The sequence below is a fragment of the Phenylobacterium sp. genome, assembly GCF_037189685.1.
In the GTDB taxonomy this organism is placed as follows: domain Bacteria; phylum Pseudomonadota; class Alphaproteobacteria; order Caulobacterales; family Caulobacteraceae; genus Phenylobacterium.
In genome coordinates this window covers 12,514-29,059 of the sequence record NZ_JBBCIT010000055.1, presented here as the reverse complement: position 1 = coordinate 29,059, position 16,546 = coordinate 12,514, and the positions used below count along the sequence as shown (strand labels likewise).

The following is a 16,546-nucleotide window of genomic DNA, read 5'->3' as shown; positions in this document are numbered from 1 at the left end:
GGACCATGCGCCGCCGCGCCGCAGGGATCAGTTGAAGTCCACGGTGAGGCTGAGGGTGCCGCTGTAGGTGTCGATCGCGGTCGTGTTCGTGATGTCGAAGCGTCCCCCAACATGCAGGTCGTCGATGCCCGAGGCCGGCAGGGTGTTCAGCGTGCCGCTGCCGGCGACGGGGGATTCCGCATTGATGTTGGTGAGGTTGCCGCCGGCGGCCGGGAAGCTGAGGGTGTTGCCGGTGACCGAATAGGTCTGCCCATTGGTGCCGGTGATCCGGAACGTGGCTGCGTGCGCGAGCCCGCTGGTGGGTATGAAGCCGTTGCCGCCGCTGAGGGAGGGCGTCGCCGTGCCGGTCGCCGCCGAGGCGACGGTCACGGTGGTGACGCCGGAGGTGGGGCGGGCGATGGTCCCGAACTCCAGGCTGCGGGTGGCGGTGACCTGGTTCGGCGACACGATATTGGCCTGGGCCGTGGTGTTCGCGCTGACCGGCGCGGCGTTGGCGGCTCCGGCCAGCGCGGTCGAGGCGGCGGCGAGGAGCGCGAGGCGCAGTTTCATTCCGGGACCCTTCATCGACGTTTCGATCCTTCCGTGCGGCGCGCTGCCGGGCGGGTCCGTGTCCGCCTGCCGGCTGAGGCCGAGAGAATATTCCCCTTTGGCGGGAAAAGTAGAAGTGACGGGCGCCCAGGGTTGAGTCCCTGATATCTGCCGCTCATCATCCATGTTTTGATGTAGAACTGTGTTCGGCGAGCGTCAAGGCGTCCGCATCCTCAGAATGAGGCGGAAGATTCGCTTTGCGGGCAGATCCCGTGGGGCAAGTTCTGTCTTCCCGAATACTTGGTATCGAAAGTAATCGCTAAGAACGACCGAATCGGCGGGCGAGTCCCTCTCGTTCGGTGCGCGCCTTGCATGTAGGCTGGCCACGGCGGGCGCTGGCCGCCGGCGGGACGGGCGATGGCGGCGGACGGCGCATGGCCTCACGGCGGGGAACCGGGTTCGGCGGCAGAGCCGCCGGACGACCTGCGCCGTGTGCTTGCGGCGGTGGAGCGCCGCCTCGGCGGCCACGGCGACGCGATGTCTCCGGAGGCGGCCCGCGCCCTGGTCCGGGCGCTGGAACGGCTGGCGGCGCGGGTCGCGCATCAGGAGACCGCCGTGCTGGCCGCGCTGGAGGTGCTGGCCGCCAGGCTGGATTCGGCGGCGAACCGGGGCGGGTTGGTCGTGAACGCGCCTCGGCGCGATCCCTGGCCCGTCCGCGCCGTGATGGCGGCCTCGACGTCGTCGGCGCTTCTGGCGGCCCTGACGGCGGCGACGGTGGCGTTCGGCCCTCATGGTCAGGAAGCGCTCCGTGGCGTCCCTTCCATGCCGGCGGCGCACGATGCGGTGCGCAGGCGTCTGGCCCCTCCCGACGCACCATCGGCGGCGCCGTCGGCGGCCGGCCTCGGCGCCCGCGTCACGAAAGCCGCGCCGCCTGTGTCACCCGGCCGACCGGCGGACAGTTACGAAGCGGCGGCCGCCGCCCTCCAGAAGGGCGACCCGCAGGCGCTGGCCCGGCTGAACGGCCTGGCGCAGGCGGACGATCCGCGCGCCCAGTTGCTGCTCGCGGGACTCTATGAGACCGGCCGGGCGGGCCTGCCGCGTGACCTGTCGGCGGCGAGGATGTGGACCCGCAGGGCGGCGGGGAGTGGCGACAGGATGGCCATGCACAACCTGGGGCTCTTTCTCATGGCGGGCGAGGGCGGGCCGCGCGACCCGGCCGAGGCGGCCGCCTGGTTCCGGCGCGCCGCCGAGCGCGGCGTGGTGGATTCCCAGTACAATCTCGGCCTGCTCTACGAGGCCGGGCAGGGCGTGCCGCGGAATCTTCGCGAGGCCTATCGCTGGTTGTCGGTCGCCGCCAACGCCGGAGACCTTGCCGCGCGGGAGAAGCAGATCGAGGTCGAGGCCCGGCTAGCTCCGGCCGAGCGGGCCGGCCTGGACCGGGACGTGGCGGCCTTCCAGCCCGGCGCGCTTTCGCCGGATTCGGCGGCCCTGATCGTGCCCCCGGCCGCCACCATCGCCGAGAGCCAGGCATTCCTGGCGCGGCGGGGCTATTACCTCGGTCCGATCGATGGCGCGCCGTCAGCGGGCTATGCGACCGCCGTCGCCGCATGGCGCAAGGATCATCCTGGGGACCCCTGAATGAGAGTCTCCGAGCCTGTAGGGTCCGATCCCCGAGCCCGGTCCCGGCTCATCCGTTGGGTCGCACCAGGATCTTCACGTGCGCCTCGGGGTCGCCCAGCGCCTCGAACGCGCCGGCCACGCCATCCAGGTTCACCTCGCCGGTGACCAGTCCCGCGACGTCGATCACGCCTTCCGCGAGCTGGCGCAGGGTCAGGGCGAATTCCTCGGGCGTATAGCCGAAGACGAAGGTCAGCTCGATCTCCTTGGTGATGGCGATCGAGGGTTCGATGCGGTCGGTCTCCATGCAGACCCCGGCCACCACGATCTGCGCGCCGGCCGGCGCCGCCTCGATCAGGGCCTGGAGCACCCCGGGCGAGCCCACGCATTCGAACACCACGGGGCGCGCGACGGGATTGCCCATGAGGGCCATCATGCTCTGGGCGGCGCGCGCCCGCGGCACACCGAGCGCTTCCCAGCGATCGTGGGGATCCTCGACGGCGGGATCCACGACGATGTCGGCCCCCAGGGCTTCGGCCGCCGCCCGGCGCCGGGGCGAGAAGTCGGCCGCGATCACGGGCCCGTGGCCCTGCGCCTTCAGGGCGGCGATCACGGCCAGGCCCACGGGTCCGCAGCCCACCACCAGCGAGACCGACCTGGGCTCCATCCGCGCCTTGGCGACCGCATGGGCGCCGACCGCGAAGGGTTCGGTGAGGGCCGCCTTGTCGGTGGGCAGGCCGTTCGGGACCTCCAGCACCATGGCCTCGGTCAGCAGCATCTGCTCGGCGAAGCCGCCCGGCAGGCGATTGGAGAACCCGAGCGCCTCGATCCCCCCGTTGTGCATCGTCAGAGGCATGCTGACGACACGCGCGCCCACCTTCAGGCTCCTGGTCGAGCCGGGCCCGTGGTCGAGGATCTCGGCGCAGAACTCGTGTCCGAAGACGGTATCGGCGGTGGGATCGAAGCCGTTGTCCGCCGCCCCGCCCCGGCGGGACAGGTCGATCATGTGCTCCATGTGGTGCAGGGCGTGCAGGTCGGACCCGCAGATGCCGCAGGCCAGGGTCTTCACCAGCACCTGCCCGGCAGCGGGTTTCAGGTCGGCGATCTCGTCACAGACAAGCCGCTTCTCGCGCCGGATCACCGCCTTCATCGGGCTTCCTCCCCATCGGTCTTTCTTGTGCCTGTGGCCGCTATCCCCTAACCCTCGCGCCGCTGAATCACCAGGGAGCGGGACGCCATGAGCCTCGCCTTCATCTTTCCAGGCCAGGGCAGCCAGGCCGTCGGCATGGGCCAGGACCTCGCCGAAGCCTTCGGCGCGGCGCGCGAAGTGTTCCAGGAAGTGGACGACGCGCTGGGCCAGAAACTCTCGGCGCTGATGCGGGACGGGCCGGAAGACCAGCTCACCCTCACCGAGAACGCCCAGCCCGCGCTGATGGCCGTCAGTGTCGCGGTGATGCGGACCCTGGAACGGGAATTCGGCGTCGGCGTGGAGAAGGCCGCCTTCGTGGCTGGCCACAGCCTGGGCGAATACTCCGCTCTGGCTGCGGCTGGCGCCCTGGATCTGGCCGACACCGCACGCCTGCTCAAGCTGCGCGGCCAGGCGATGCAGCGGGCCGTGCCGGTGGGGCGGGGGGCCATGGCCTCGCTGATCGGCCCCAAGACCGACCTGGCCCTGGCCGAGGACGCCGCGAAGGCCGGCGCCGAGGTCGGCGTCTGCGTCGTGGCCAACGACAACAACCAGGGCAACGTCGTCATCTCGGGCGAGAAAGCCGCGGTCGACCGGGCCATCGAGAAGGCCAAGGAACTGGGCGCGCGGGCGATCCCGCTGAACGTCTCGGCGCCCTTCCACTGCCCGCTGATGCAGCCGGCCGCCGACGAGATGGCCGAGGCGCTGGCGGCGGCGGCCATCGTCGCGCCGCGCGCGCCCGTGGTGGCCAACGTCACCGCCGCGCCGACCAACGATCCCGAGGCGATCCGCCGGCTTCTGATCGAACAGGTCACCGGCCGCGTCCGCTGGCGCGAGAGCATGATCTGGATGGCGGGGTCGGGCGGCGTCACCCGATTCGCCGAGGCCGGCGCCGGCAAGGTGCTTTCCGGCATGGCCAAGCGCATCGCCCCCGACGCCGAGGCGATCCCGCTGAACGCGCCGGCCGACCTCGAAGCCTTCGCCCGCTCGCTGTGACAGATGTCGCTCTGAAGGAGATCAGCATGTTCGACCTCAGCGGCAGGACCGCCCTCGTCACCGGCGCGACCGGCGGCATCGGCGCCGAGATCGCCCGCGCCCTGCACGCCCAGGGCGCGCACGTCGTCCTGTCCGGCACCCGCGAGGCCGTGCTCCAGGACTTGGCGGCAAGCCTGGGCGAGCGCGTGTCGGTGGCGGCCGCCAACCTGTCCGACCCGGCGGCCGTTGATGGCCTGGTCGAGGCCGCCGAGGCGGCGGCCGGCGCGCCCGCCGATATCCTGGTGGCCAACGCCGGCATCACCCGCGACGGCCTGCTCATGCGCATGAAGGACGAGGACTGGGAGACGGTCCTGAAGGTCAACCTGGAGAGTTACTTCCGGCTCAGCCGGTCGTGCATGCGCGGCATGATGAAGCGCCGCTTCGGCCGAATCATCGGCATCACCTCGGTGGTCGGCGTGACGGGCAATCCGGGCCAGGCGAACTATGCCGCCTCCAAGGCCGGAATGATCGGCTTCTCCAAGGCCTTGGCCCAGGAAGTGGCCTCGCGCGGGATCACCGTGAACTGCGTGGCGCCCGGCTTCATCGAGAGCCCGATGACGGATGCGCTGAACGAGCAGCAGAAGGCGACGATCCTGTCCACGATCCCGTCCGGCCGTCTTGGCGCGGGCGCGGATGTGGCGGCGGCGTGCGCCTATCTCGCCTCGGACGAGGCCGGCTATGTGACCGGCCAGACCCTGCACGTGAACGGCGGCATGGCGATGATCTGACGCTCGCCAGCCCGGTAGGAACGTGCTACCCGCCGCGGCGAATTCGAACGCAGAAGCGGCAGTTGACTTCGCCGTCGCCGTCGCCGATGCAGAGACCTGACTAACCCCTGAGGGACCTTACGAATGTCCGACGTCCTTGAACGCGTCCGCAAGATTGTGATCGAACACCTCGACGCGGATCCGGAGAAGGTGACCGAGAAGGCCAGCTTCATCGACGACCTGGGCGCCGACAGCCTCGACAACGTCGAGCTCGTGATGGCGTTCGAAGAAGAGTTTGATATCGAGATCCCGGATGACGCCGCCGAGCACATCCAGACGGTGGGTGACGCCGTGAAGTTCATCCAGGAGCGCCTGGGCGGCTGAGGCGCGCTCAACCTATCCTAGAATCGACAGCCGCCGCGTCCCTGGGTCGAACCTGGTGGCGCGGCGGCTTTGTTTTCGAGGGCTGCACATGCGTCGAGTCGTCGTCACCGGCATCGGGATCCTGAGCCCCCTGGGGCAGGGGACCGAGCTGACGTGGAAGAAGATCCTGGCCGGCCAGTCCGGCGCGGGGAAGATCACCGCTTTCGACACCACGGACTATGCCTGCCAGATCGCGTTCGAGGCCCCGCGGGTCGACGGGCGCGGCGGCGGCGGGCCCGATGTCGAAGGCAGCTTCGACCCCGACAAGACCCTGTCGGCCAAGGACCGCCGCCGCGTCGACGACTTCATCCTCTACGGCATCGCCGCCGCGGACGAGGCGGTGAAGGACGCCGGCTGGACGCCCGAGGACGAGGAGAGCCGCGAGCGCACGGGCGTGATGATCGGCTCGGGCATCGGCGGCCTGGGCACCATCGCCGAGACGGCCATCGAGCTGCACGAGCGCGGCCCCCGCAAGGTCAGCCCCTTCTTCATCCCCTCGTCGCTGATCAACCTGGTCTCGGGCCAGGTCTCGATCCGCTACGGCTACAAGGGCCCCAACCACGCGGTGGTGACGGCCTGCGCCACGGGCGCCCACGCCATCGGCGACGCCGCACGGCTGATCAAGTACGGCGACGCCGACGTGATGATCTGCGGCGGGGCCGAGGCCAGCATCGTGCCGGTGGGCATCGCCGGCTTCATCGCCTGCCGGGCCATGGCCACGTCCTTCAACGACACCCCCGAGAAGGCCAGCCGGCCCTACGACAAGGACCGCGACGGCTTCGTCATGGGCGAGGGCGCGGCCGTCCTGGTGCTGGAGGAGCTGGAGCACGCCAAGGCGCGCGGGGCCAGGATCTACGCCGAGGTCGCCGGCTACGGCCTCTCGGGCGACGCCTTCCACATCACCGCCCCCTCGGAGGACGGCGACGGCGGCTATCGCGCCATGAAGGCCGCGCTCAAGGACTCGGGCCTGGACGCCGCCGACATCGACTACATCAACGCCCACGGCACCTCGACCATGGCCGACGGCATCGAACTGGGCGCCGTCGAGCGCCTGCTGGGGAACGCCGCGCCGGGCAAGGCCATGTCGTCCACCAAGTCGATGACCGGCCACCTGCTGGGCGCCGCCGGCGCGCTGGAGGCGGCGTTCGCGATCCTGGCGATCCGCGACCAGATCGCGCCGCCGACGATCAACCTCGACAACCCCGACGTCGAGACCGTGCTGGACCTCGTGCCCCACAAGGCCAAGCCGATGAAGATCGACGTGGCCATGTCGAACAGCTTCGGCTTCGGTGGCACCAACGCGGCGGTGATCTTCAAGAAGTACGCGTGAGCCGCACCCCGTGAGCCTCACCCTGTGAGTCGGGCGCCATGAGCCGAGCGCCATGAGCCGTCCGGCAGGCCGCGCGCGCCGGATCAGCCGCCGGGCCGCCGGCGGCGGCGCGATGGTCGCGGCCGGCGTGGCCCTGCTGCTGGCGCTGGCCGCCGCCTGGACCTACGCCGGCCCCGGCCCCCGCGCGGCCTCGGGCGAGGCGACGACGGTGGTGCTGGCGCGCGGCTCGGGCCTGGCCGCCATCGGCCGCACCCTGGAGGAGGCCGGCGTCGTCACCTCGGCGGGCCTCTTCACCCTGGCCGCCCGGCTGACCGGGGCGGCGTCCAGCCTGAAGGCCGGCGAGTACGAATTCGCCTCGGGCGCGCCCATGTCGCGCGTGCTGGCCGACATCCGGGCCGGCAAGGTGGTCCGGCGCAGCGTCACCATCCCCGAGGGCTGGACCAGCGGCATGGTCGTCGACGCCCTGAACGCCGAGCCGGCGCTGAGCGGGGCGTTGGCCGAGCCGCCCGAGGGCGCGATCCTGCCCGACACCTACGATTTCCAGCGGGACGAACCGCGCGAGGCGGTGATCGCCCGGATGCGCGCCGCCCACGACAGGGTGCTGGCCGAGCTTTGGGCCAGGCGCCAGCCCGACCTGCCGCTGAAGACGCCCTACGAGGCGGTGATCCTGGCCTCGGTGGTGGAGAAAGAGACCGGGGTCGCGGCCGAGCGGCCGCGGGTGGCGGCGGTGTTCGTCAACCGGCTGCGGATCGGGATGCCGCTGCAGAGCGACCCCACCATCATCTACGGCCTGACCCGGGGGCGGCCGCTGGGCCGGGGCATCCGCGCCTCGGAACTGGCGGGCGACACCGGCTACAACACCTATCGCATCCCGGGGCTGCCGCCGACGCCGATCGCCAACCCCGGCCGCGAGGCGCTGGCGGCGGTGCTGGACCCGCCCAGGTCGGACGAGCTCTATTTCGTGGCCGACGGCACGGGCGGGCACGCGTTCGCCACCAACTATCCCGACCACCAGAAGAACGTGGACCGCTGGCGCGCCATCGAACGCGAGCGCGCGGCGGCGGCAGCGGGGAAGTGAACCGCGGAAGGACGCGGAAATGGGCCGCGGAGCGGCCGGTCGAACCGCGAACGAACGCGAAGGAACGCGAACGGGAGGTGTAGCCAGGCCGAACCTTGTTCGCGTTCGTTCGCGTTCGTTCGCGGTTCAGATATGGAAGGCCTCCGCTGGCGCGGAGGCTGGGGGAGATGCAGAAGCCTTCTGCGTCTTTCCGCGTTTTCCGCGGTTTCTTCTGATGGCGCCTGCGGCGCGAGGGAGTTGGTGATGCCGATCTCGGGGATGACGGGGTTCGGGCGGGCCGAGGGCGCGCTGGGCGGCTCGAAGGGGGAGGGCTGGAGCTGGGCGGTGGAGGCGCGGAGCGTCAATGGCCGCAACCTGGAGACCCGGTTCCGCGGGCCGCCGGGGTTCGACGGCCTGGAGCGGGCGACGCGCGAGGGGGCGCAGGCGCGGTTCCAGCGCGGCCAGCTCACCGTGGGCGTGCAGGCGAAGCGCAGCGAGGGCGGGATCGCCGTCCGGGTGAACGCCGAGCAGCTCGAACGCTACCTGGCCCTCGGCGACCCGCTGGTGGCGGCCGGGCGGGTGAAGCCGGCGCGGCTGGACGGCCTGCTGGCGCTGCGCGGGGTGATCGAGGCCGACGACGCGGGGCTGGACCCCGAGGTCCAGGCCGAGCTGGAGGCGGCGATGGCGGCCTCCATCGGCGTGGCGCTGGACGGCCTGCTGGCGGCCCGGCGCGAGGAGGGCCGCGCGCTGCTGGCGGTGCTGAGCGCCCAGGTCGAGCGGATCGGCGACCTGGCCGGCCAGGCGCGCGGGATCGCCGCCGGCCAGCCCGCCGCCATCAAGGCCCGCTTCGAGGCGCGGCTGAAGGAGCTGGCGGGCGAGGCGGCCACCGAGGAGCGCATCGTGCAGGAGGCCGCGGCCATGGCGGTGAAGGCCGACGTGGCCGAGGAGCTGGACCGGCTGGCCGGGCACGTCGAGGCGGCCCGCGCGCTGCTGGCCGCCGATGCGGCGGTGGGGCGGCGGCTGGACTTCCTGACCCAGGAGTTCATGCGCGAGGCCAACACCCTGTGCTCGAAGAGCCAGCTTTCCGCCCTGACGGCCGTGGGGCTGGACCTCAAGGCCGCCATCGAGCAGTTCCGCGAGCAGGTGCAGAACGTGGAATAGGCGGCCGAAGGCCGCTATTTGAACCACAGAAGACACGGAAAACACGGAAAGGGGCCGGGGTCCCACGTCAATGGAAATGGGATATTTCAGTGTTTTCCGTGTCTTCTGTGGTTTTCCTGAGCCGCTTTGCGGCTCTCTTCTGGGTCCGGCCGACGCCGGTATGAGCGGGGGTTTTCATTGAGTCCGCCGGACGATCATTCGAAGCCTTGGGAGACCACGCGGCGGGGGCTGCTGCTGCTGGTGTCCAGCCCGGCGGGGGCGGGGAAGACCTCGCTGACCCGGACCCTGGTGGCCGACTACGACAGCCTGATCCTCTCGATCTCGGCGACGACGCGCGCGCCGCGGCCGGGCGAGGAGGAGGGGCGGGAATACTACTTCAAGACCCGCGCCGAGTTCGAGGCGATGATCGAGGCCGGCGCCTTCCTCGAATGGGCCACGGTCAACGGCAACTACTACGGCACGCCCAAGGCGCCGGTGATGGCCGCGCTGGAAGCCGGCCACGACGTGATCTTCGACATCGACTGGCAGGGCGCCCAGCAGGTGGCCGACCGCGCGCCCTCCGACGCCGTGCGCGTCTTCATCCTGCCGCCCGCCTGGGGCGACCTCGAGCGGCGGCTGCGGGCGCGGGCCCAGGACAGCCAGGAGATCATGGAGCAGCGCCTGCGGCTGGGCCAGGAAGAGGTCCGGCACTGGGACCGCTACGACTACGTCATCGTGAACAAGAACTTCGACCGGGCCTATGCCGACCTCGGCCACATCTATCGCGCCGAGCGGATGAAGCCGGCCCGCAACGCCTGGCTGCCCGGCTTCGTCGGCGACCTGCTGGCCGAGGCGGCGGGGGACCATGAGGCGACCGGGGCGCCGCCGCGGACGACGATGATGCGGCCGGTGCAGAAGTAGGGGGCGGCAGGGTTGCGCCTCTTTGGGACATTGGGAGGATCCGCCTGGACTAGGCTAAAAAGTCTTTTGATCTGAAGGACACTTGACTCGAAAGAGAGATTCTAGGAAAACACTTTCGCCAATATCCTTGGGGACATAGCGTGAGCGATTACCTTCAGAGCCGACTAGATGCAGCCTTTCCGGCATCGGCAGACGTCGAGTTGGTGCGGGCTGTCCATCAGGGAATCGGACTCGCTGATAGCGTCGTTGAGAACGAGGTATGGCTGCGCGGCCCCATTGGCCGGGACGTGCGCGGGTATCTCCGTCGAGCAGGAATATTGTCCCGGCTCAGCGCTGCGTGCGTGGCGGGCGATCTGCCTTTTGAGGCGATAATCGAACAGATGCCGCGGGGCCCCTTCCACTGGCTGGAACTGCGCTCGGGCGGTCTCAAGGCTCACGTCTGTCGGACCGACAGCGCCGGTGCGTTTCCCGATGACACCCCTACCCGGCAGGACGAGCGCCTTCCTAACCCGCAAGGGGATCTTTTTGAGGGAAAGGTTGTTTCGCTGAAGCAGGCGTCAGCAGCGGTGCCCAATCTATTTGCTTGGCTGTCCTTCGGCGCTCCGGAGGGCGGCCAACTCGGCCATCTGTGCTGGGCCATGCCTGCTCAAGACGGGCAGTCCTGGCTTGCACACACCAACGTGCTGTATCGGTTGGCGGCGGCACAAATCCAAGTGGTGCCCGAGGTCCCGCCGGAGCGGGCCAAGATCAAATTCAGGGACGAGATCGCGGAATCGCTCAAAACGCCTGAGGGTGCGGCTAACGAGAACCGTGGCAAGAAAGACTAGAGGTCAGTCATGCGCAACGAAAGCGGGGGGGCTGCGGAGCGTCCCCGAGCGAGACTGATTCCGGAGAGAATCAAGGAGGCGAGAGAAGGGCGGGGCTTCACGCTGGACACCTTTGCGGAAGCGCTTGGCGTAACGCGACAGGCGGTCGCCCAGTACGAGAATGGCCAGATCGCTCCGAGCGGAGACGTGCTCGGCAGGATTATTTCTGAAACGGCTCAACCCCTTTCCTTCTTCACTTCGGTTCCGGCTCGCGCCGGTGAACTGCGGGCACCGTTCTGGCGTAGCCTGAAGCGTATGGAACAGCATCATCGCCGCCGGATCGCTAGGCGCCTGCAATGGGCCGCCGACATCTGTGCTCTTGTCGAGCGGTTCGTGGAACTTCCCAGCGTCGATTTTCCGGTCATCGCCTTCGATCCCGATGTGGCCGACGAAGAAGATATCGAGCGTGCCGCGGAAGCGACCCGGGACCATTGGGGCTTGGGGCGCGGCCCGATCCGCGATCTCGCAGCTTTGCTGGAGCGCAAGGGTGCGATCATTGTGCGCGAACCGGTCGCCTGCGAGGCTATGGATGCAGTGTCGTGCTGGATTTACGCTCGGCCGTTTGTCTTGCTGTCAGAGGAAGTGATTAGTGGGCCGAGAGATATCTATAATCTTGCTCACGAACTTGGACATGTAATTCTTCATGCAACTGTCGATCTAAATTCTGATAATCTCGATCGAATCGAGAAGCAAGCCAACAGATTCGCGAGCGCATTCTTGTTGCCGAGAGAAAGTTTTAGTAATGAGGTGCTTGGTTCATCTCTGGGGTATTTCGAAACGCTCAAGAGAAGATGGGGTGTATCAATCGCTGCGATGGCTTATCGTTGCAAGGATTTGGATATTTTCACCGACAATCAATTCTCTTATCTTTTCAAGCAGATGAATTGGAAGCGGATCAGGAAAGTGGAGCCGCTGGACGATGCGTTTCCCGTCAACACACCCTCGGTTCTAGCAGACTCGATGAGAATGCTTGTGGAGCACGGGGTCTATACGAGGGAGCAGATCGAAGGATCGCTTGCGTTGAACTTGGCTGATGTCGAGAGTCTATGCGGCGTCCCACGCGGATACCTAGACAATAGGGTTGTCAGACTTCAGCTCAAGCGAGAATTTGGACCTGAATCTATTGCTTGAGGTGCAAGCGATAGTCGACGCTAGTTCCACGAGCGCCATCATCGGCGCAGGGCTTGTGTTCCCTAAATGTTCTTGACTTCGCGCCCGCGTTGAGGTAGGGTTTCAACTCGGCTGGCGCGGTGCGCGCCGCCGGAAAACTCCCACACAATCCAAGGAACGGGCGATGGCCGGGACGAGCCAGGCGCCGGCCCCGCGGCGGCGCCCGGGGCCGAAGTCGTATGAGCGGCGGTCTTACCAGCGGAAGCTGACGGCGGTGCTGACGCTGTGCCGGCGGCTGGAGGCGGGCGAGAGCATGGCCGAGGCGTGCCGGTGCCCGACGCTGCCGCCGCGGGCGACGATGGCCTACTGGCTGGAGACCGATCCGGCGCTGGGCGGGCTGGTGGCCGAGGCCCAGGCGGCGGCCGAGCGGTCGTACGGGCCGGGGCGGCGCGCCGTGCATCGCTGGAGCTGGCGGATCGCGCGCGAGGTGCTGTCGCGGCTGGAGGACGGGCGGGGGCTGGACGAGGTGTGCGCCGCCCGCGACATGCCGGCCTATGCGACGGTGATGGCCTGGCTGCGCAAGCGGCCCGACTTCCGCGCCGAATATGCGCGGGCGCGGGAGCGGCAGGCCGAGCGGCTGTTCGACCTGGCCTGGCGGATCGCCTGCGAGGCCGACGAGGACACCGTGAAGACCGCGCGGCTGAAGATCCAGACGCTGAAGTACCGCGTGGCGAAGCTGGCGCCGCGGACCTACGGGACGCTGAAGGCGCAGGCGCCCCAGCCGGCGGCCGGTGAAGCGGGCGCGGGCGAAGGGGGCTCGGGTGAAGGGGGTTCGGGCGGGGACGGCGCGGCGGGGGACCGCAAGCTGGAGCTGGCCTTCACCGTGCGCCGGTTCGCCGTGACTCCGGGGCGCAAGGTGATCGACGTGACCTGGGCCGGCGAGGGGATGGACGAGGACGGGCGCGCGGCCCTGCGCCAGGGCGTGATGCGCGGCGAGATCACCGAGGCCGACCTGGAGCGGCTGACCGCCGCGGCGCACCGCAGGGCGCTGGGGGTGTAGCGGGCGGGCGGTCAGGCGCCGGCGCGGCGGGGCGCCGGGGTGATCCAGCCCAGGACCGTCTCGCGGGCCACGATCCAGGCGCGGCGGGCCAGGACGCCGATGTCGACCATCAGGTCGTTCCAGCCCTCGCGCAGGCGCTGGCCCGCCGTGGGCTCGACGCCGCCGGCCGAGGGCATGGGGTCGGCCTGGGGCAGGACGCCCGTCGCGGGGGTGACCTCGGCGGCGGCGGCGCCCTTCATCAGCGACAGGGTCTCGGCGACGTAGGCGGCCTGGGTGACGTTGCCGATCTCGAGCCGGTTGTCGTTCATCCGGAATTCCTGGGTCAGGACGCCGGTGAGGATCACCTCGGGCGGGCGGCCGTTGATCGAGCGGACGACGTAGACCGGGCCGCCGGAATTGCCGCCGTAGACCGAGACGTCGAGCATGAAGGTGGGATAGCGGCCGGGCGGGGACAGCGGATACGACGCCACCCGCCCCGCGCGCAGGATCGGGAAGCCGGCGGCGTTGGACGCGAAGCCCTGGGGATAGCCCAGCACCATCATCTCGTCGCCGGGCTCGAGGTCGAGGCGGCTCACTGTCTGGCTGGTGGCCAGGCGGGCGACGGGCAGGGCGGCGCGCGGCACGCCGTCGGGCAGGGCGATGGCGGCCACGTCCTGCATCGGATGGGCGGTCCACAGCGGCTCGCCCTCGGCCCCGCGGATGCGGACGCTGACGGGGGCGTAGCGCCAGGCGCCGTCGTCGCCGGCGACGCGGAAGCCGACCTTCACCTTGTCGCCCGGCATGCGCTTGAAGACGTGGTCGGCGGTGACCAGGATGGTCTGGGGGCGGCCGTCGGCGTCGGGCGCCGAGAGGACGAAGCCGGTGCCCACGGTGCTCACGCCGCCGCCGCGCGCCTGTTCGAGGCGGACCGTGGCGTGGATCAGGTCGATGAGTTCGCTCATGCCGCTCCTTCGCCCCCGCTCTCCCGCCCGGTTTCCTCAGCCGGCGAAACGGGCGGATCGCGCCGACGATCCCTGGAGGGGAGCCGATACCTTCGGCGCGAGCGGGGCGGCAAGGTGGCGGTTCGGCGCCCTCGGCGGTTCAAACAGGTGTTCGGCCGGCGGGGAAACCCGTCTATTGAGGGGGCGAAGAGGAGACGCCCCATGAGCTTCGACACGCCCCTGAGCCTCGCCGGACCGCTGCGCGAGCCGCGCCAGATGCTGGCCGACCAGGCGTATGGCGGGCACTCGTCGATCCACGACGACGCCATGGCCGAGAAGCTGGGCTTCCGGGCGGGGCCGATCGAGGGACCGACGCACTTTTCCCAGTTCCAGCCGCTGCTGGCGAAGATCTGGGGGCGGGACTGGTTCGAGCGCGGCTGCTTCTCGTCGCACTTCCTGAACATGGTGGTCGAGGGCGAGGCGGTGCGCGCCTTCGCCGAGGTCCCCGCCGAGGGGGCGACCTCGACCCGGGCATGGGCCGAGAAGGCCGACGGCACGCCGGTGCTGGAGGCCAGCGCCAGCGTGGGGCCGGATGCGGGGCCGACGCTGCTGGAGACGCGGATGGCGGCGCTGCGGCCGCCGGGGAAGCTGCTGATCCTGGAGGACCTGAAGGTCGGGATGACCGGGGCGAAGGACGAGCGGGTGCGCATGGACCCCGACCAGCACATGGGCGCGCTCTATCCGTTCAGCCTGAACCAGAAGCTGGCGGCGATCACCGAAAATTCGCCCTGGTATTCCGATGCCAAGGCCTCGCCCTGGGGCCGGGCGATCATCCCGTTCGAGATGCTGAGCGTGCTGTTCGAATACACCAGCCGCGAGGCGGCGTTCCCGGTGAAGGGGCCGGCGGTGGGCCTGTTCGCCGACCAGGAGATCCGGCTGATCGACGGGCCGCTGTTCGTGGGCGAGGAGTATGTGCTGCGCCGCGAGGTGGCCGCCCTGGCCGAGAGCAAGCGGACCGAATCGTACTGGGTGCGGACGCGGGTGTTCGACTCGACGGGCCGGAAGCCGGTGGCCGAGATGCTGCTGAACCACGCGACGATGAAGAACTCGTACGCGGGCTACGCCGAGGCCGGCTGAGGCCCCTACAGGAACATCGGGCCGACGATCGGGATGGCCATGACGAGCGTGCAGCCGAGGGTGACGAGCGAGAGGGCGAGGTTCATCATCGGGGTCGATCCTTGTTCCCCGCCTAATTGGGGCCCGGCGCGGCCGTTCGCACTGCGCGATTTCGCAGAACCGTTCTGCCGGGACGGAACGCGGGGCCTTTGCTGACGCCGGGGCCGGCAGGCTAGAGACGTCGGCATGATGGAGACCGACACCCATACGATGACCCTGGCCGCCGCGGGGCCGGGACGCTGGACCACCGTGGCCGGCCCGGAATGGCGCAACATGGGCGGGGGGCTCTGGGGCGGCTACGCCATCGGCCTGTGCGTGCGGGTGATGGAGGCCGAGGCCGAGGCGGCGGGCGAGCCGCTGTCGATCACCCTGACCTACGCCGCGGCGCTGCCGGCGGGCGAGCTGGACATCCGGACGCGGCGGCTGCGCCAGGGCGGCTCGATCGGGGTGTGGGAGGTGGAGCTGCGGCCCGCCGGCGCCGAGGAGGTGGGCGTCCACGCGATCGTGACGATGGCGCGGCGGCCCGACACCCCGCGCTTCGCCTTCGCCCGCATGCCCGACGCGCCGCCGCCCGAGAGCCTGCCCAGCCCCGACAGCCCGATCGGGTCGCGGCACTTCGGCGCGCAGGCGTTCGAGCGGCGCACGGCCGAGCGCTTTCCGCCGGCGCCCTCGTCGAACTCGCACACCCTGACCTGGGTCCGGGCGCGCCAGGGATCGTGGGACAAGGCGCTGCTGGGCATGGTGACCGACAACTCGCCGCCGCGGGCGCTGTATGCTCTGGGGCCGCCGATCAACAACACCACGCTGTCGCTCACCGTCTATCTGCACGCCACGGCCCGGGAGATCGCCGAGATCGGCGACGACTACCTGCTGATCGAGTGCGAAGGCCGGGTGGGCGGCGGGGGCGCCGCGGACGAGCGGTCCAGCTACTGGCGCCGCGACGGGCGGCTGCTGGCCACCAGCGAGCAACTGGCCTGGTACCGGGAGGCCCGCCGCGAGCCGCCGGAGTAGGGCGCCGCCGCGTCCCCGCCAGCCTGCGGACCCGACCCATGTTCCACGACCCCGGCCCCCGCTGGATGGACGCGGCCCAGGCCGCGGCGCGGGGATTGCGGGCGACCACGCGCGGGACGCGGCGGGCCGGGCATTCGGTCTATGTGGTCCTGCTGAAGGACGTGCGGCGGGACGACCCCTGGGGCCTCTATGTGGGCCAGACCTCGCGCGACCCGGACCTGCGTTTCGACCAGCACAAGGCCGGCTACAAGGCCAGCGGCGCGGTGCGGCGCTTCGGCGTTCGGCTGGCGCCCGACCTGACCGCGCACCTCAATCCGATGCGGGCGTGGGAGGCGCTGGACCTGGAGGCGGCGCTGGCCGACGCGCTGCGGGCCGCGGGCGTGCCGTGGGTCGAGGGCGGACACTGAGCCTGCGGCTTGCCTGACGCCGCGTCGGGCGCCGTTCGCTGGATCGGCCGCC

17 protein-coding genes are annotated in these 16,546 nt (G+C 70.1%); 14 read left to right on the top strand and 3 right to left on the bottom strand.

Features of this window, described 5'->3' with window-relative positions:
• Nucleotides 1-27: 27 nt before the first annotated feature.
• On the bottom strand, nucleotides 28-549 hold the full coding sequence (locus WG212_RS22685; protein WP_337189385.1) for a DUF4402 domain-containing protein: 522 nt from the start codon (nucleotides 547-549) through the stop codon (nucleotides 28-30).
• Between the two features lie 396 nt (nucleotides 550-945).
• On the opposite strand from WG212_RS22685, the gene WG212_RS22680 reads away from it, so the two are divergent.
• The gene (locus WG212_RS22680; RefSeq protein WP_337189384.1) at nucleotides 946-2,166 is read left to right on the top strand and encodes a tetratricopeptide repeat protein; all 1,221 of its coding nucleotides are present in this window, start codon (nucleotides 946-948) and stop codon (nucleotides 2,164-2,166) included.
• A 49-nt stretch (nucleotides 2,167-2,215) separates the two neighbouring features.
• Here the strand turns inward: WG212_RS22680 and WG212_RS22675 are convergent, their stop codons facing one another.
• Nucleotides 2,216-3,295 (bottom strand): zinc-binding dehydrogenase, encoded by a 1,080-nt coding sequence (locus WG212_RS22675; RefSeq protein ID WP_337189383.1) that lies wholly within the window; start codon nucleotides 3,293-3,295, stop codon nucleotides 2,216-2,218.
• Between the two features lie 87 nt (nucleotides 3,296-3,382).
• Here WG212_RS22675 and fabD point away from each other — a divergent pair, with 87 nt between their 5' ends.
• From fabD to WG212_RS22625, 10 genes are all read left to right on the top strand, one after another.
• A complete protein-coding gene (fabD, locus tag WG212_RS22670) occupies nucleotides 3,383-4,327 on the top strand; it encodes an ACP S-malonyltransferase (protein WP_337189382.1) in 945 nt (314 codons plus the stop codon).
• 26 nt (nucleotides 4,328-4,353) lie between these two features.
• Nucleotides 4,354-5,094, top strand: coding sequence for a 3-oxoacyl-[acyl-carrier-protein] reductase (fabG, locus tag WG212_RS22665; protein WP_337189381.1), 741 nt, complete (start codon nucleotides 4,354-4,356; stop codon nucleotides 5,092-5,094).
• A 123-nt stretch (nucleotides 5,095-5,217) separates the two neighbouring features.
• The gene (locus WG212_RS22660; protein ID WP_068877152.1) at nucleotides 5,218-5,457 is read left to right on the top strand and encodes an acyl carrier protein; all 240 of its coding nucleotides are present in this window, start codon (nucleotides 5,218-5,220) and stop codon (nucleotides 5,455-5,457) included.
• A gap of 88 nt (nucleotides 5,458-5,545) precedes the next feature.
• A complete protein-coding gene (fabF, locus tag WG212_RS22655; RefSeq protein ID WP_337189380.1) occupies nucleotides 5,546-6,826 on the top strand; it encodes a beta-ketoacyl-ACP synthase II in 1,281 nt (426 codons plus the stop codon).
• 52 nt (nucleotides 6,827-6,878) lie between these two features.
• Nucleotides 6,879-7,904, top strand: coding sequence for an endolytic transglycosylase MltG (mltG, locus tag WG212_RS22650; protein ID WP_337189379.1), 1,026 nt, complete (start codon nucleotides 6,879-6,881; stop codon nucleotides 7,902-7,904).
• Nucleotides 7,905-8,147: 243 nt separating this feature from the next.
• The gene (locus WG212_RS22645) at nucleotides 8,148-9,044 is read left to right on the top strand and encodes a YicC/YloC family endoribonuclease (protein ID WP_337189378.1); all 897 of its coding nucleotides are present in this window, start codon (nucleotides 8,148-8,150) and stop codon (nucleotides 9,042-9,044) included.
• A gap of 177 nt (nucleotides 9,045-9,221) precedes the next feature.
• Nucleotides 9,222-9,944 (top strand): guanylate kinase, encoded by a 723-nt coding sequence (gene gmk / locus WG212_RS22640; protein WP_337189377.1) that lies wholly within the window; start codon nucleotides 9,222-9,224, stop codon nucleotides 9,942-9,944.
• Nucleotides 9,945-10,084: 140 nt separating this feature from the next.
• Nucleotides 10,085-10,771 carry a hypothetical protein gene (locus WG212_RS22635; protein WP_337189376.1) on the top strand — a complete coding sequence of 229 codons (687 nt, stop codon included), beginning with the start codon at nucleotides 10,085-10,087 and terminating at the stop codon, nucleotides 10,769-10,771.
• A gap of 9 nt (nucleotides 10,772-10,780) precedes the next feature.
• On the top strand, nucleotides 10,781-11,941 hold the full coding sequence (locus WG212_RS22630; RefSeq protein WP_337189375.1) for an XRE family transcriptional regulator: 1,161 nt from the start codon (nucleotides 10,781-10,783) through the stop codon (nucleotides 11,939-11,941).
• Between the two features lie 163 nt (nucleotides 11,942-12,104).
• Nucleotides 12,105-12,980: a hypothetical protein gene (locus WG212_RS22625; protein ID WP_337189374.1), complete on the top strand. Its 876-nt coding sequence runs from the start codon at nucleotides 12,105-12,107 to the stop codon at nucleotides 12,978-12,980.
• An 11-nt stretch (nucleotides 12,981-12,991) separates the two neighbouring features.
• On the opposite strand, the gene WG212_RS22620 is transcribed toward WG212_RS22625, so the two are convergent.
• A complete protein-coding gene (locus WG212_RS22620; protein ID WP_337189373.1) occupies nucleotides 12,992-13,921 on the bottom strand; it encodes a serine protease in 930 nt (309 codons plus the stop codon).
• 201 nt (nucleotides 13,922-14,122) lie between these two features.
• Here WG212_RS22620 and WG212_RS22615 point away from each other — a divergent pair, with 201 nt between their 5' ends.
• From WG212_RS22615 to WG212_RS22605, 3 genes are all read left to right on the top strand, one after another.
• Nucleotides 14,123-15,037 (top strand): hypothetical protein, encoded by a 915-nt coding sequence (locus WG212_RS22615; protein ID WP_337189372.1) that lies wholly within the window; start codon nucleotides 14,123-14,125, stop codon nucleotides 15,035-15,037.
• Nucleotides 15,038-15,262: 225 nt separating this feature from the next.
• Nucleotides 15,263-16,087: a thioesterase family protein gene (locus WG212_RS22610; RefSeq protein ID WP_337189371.1), complete on the top strand. Its 825-nt coding sequence runs from the start codon at nucleotides 15,263-15,265 to the stop codon at nucleotides 16,085-16,087.
• 38 nt (nucleotides 16,088-16,125) lie between these two features.
• Nucleotides 16,126-16,494: a hypothetical protein gene (locus tag WG212_RS22605; RefSeq protein ID WP_337189370.1), complete on the top strand. Its 369-nt coding sequence runs from the start codon at nucleotides 16,126-16,128 to the stop codon at nucleotides 16,492-16,494.
• The last annotated feature ends 52 nt before the right edge of the window (nucleotides 16,495-16,546 follow it).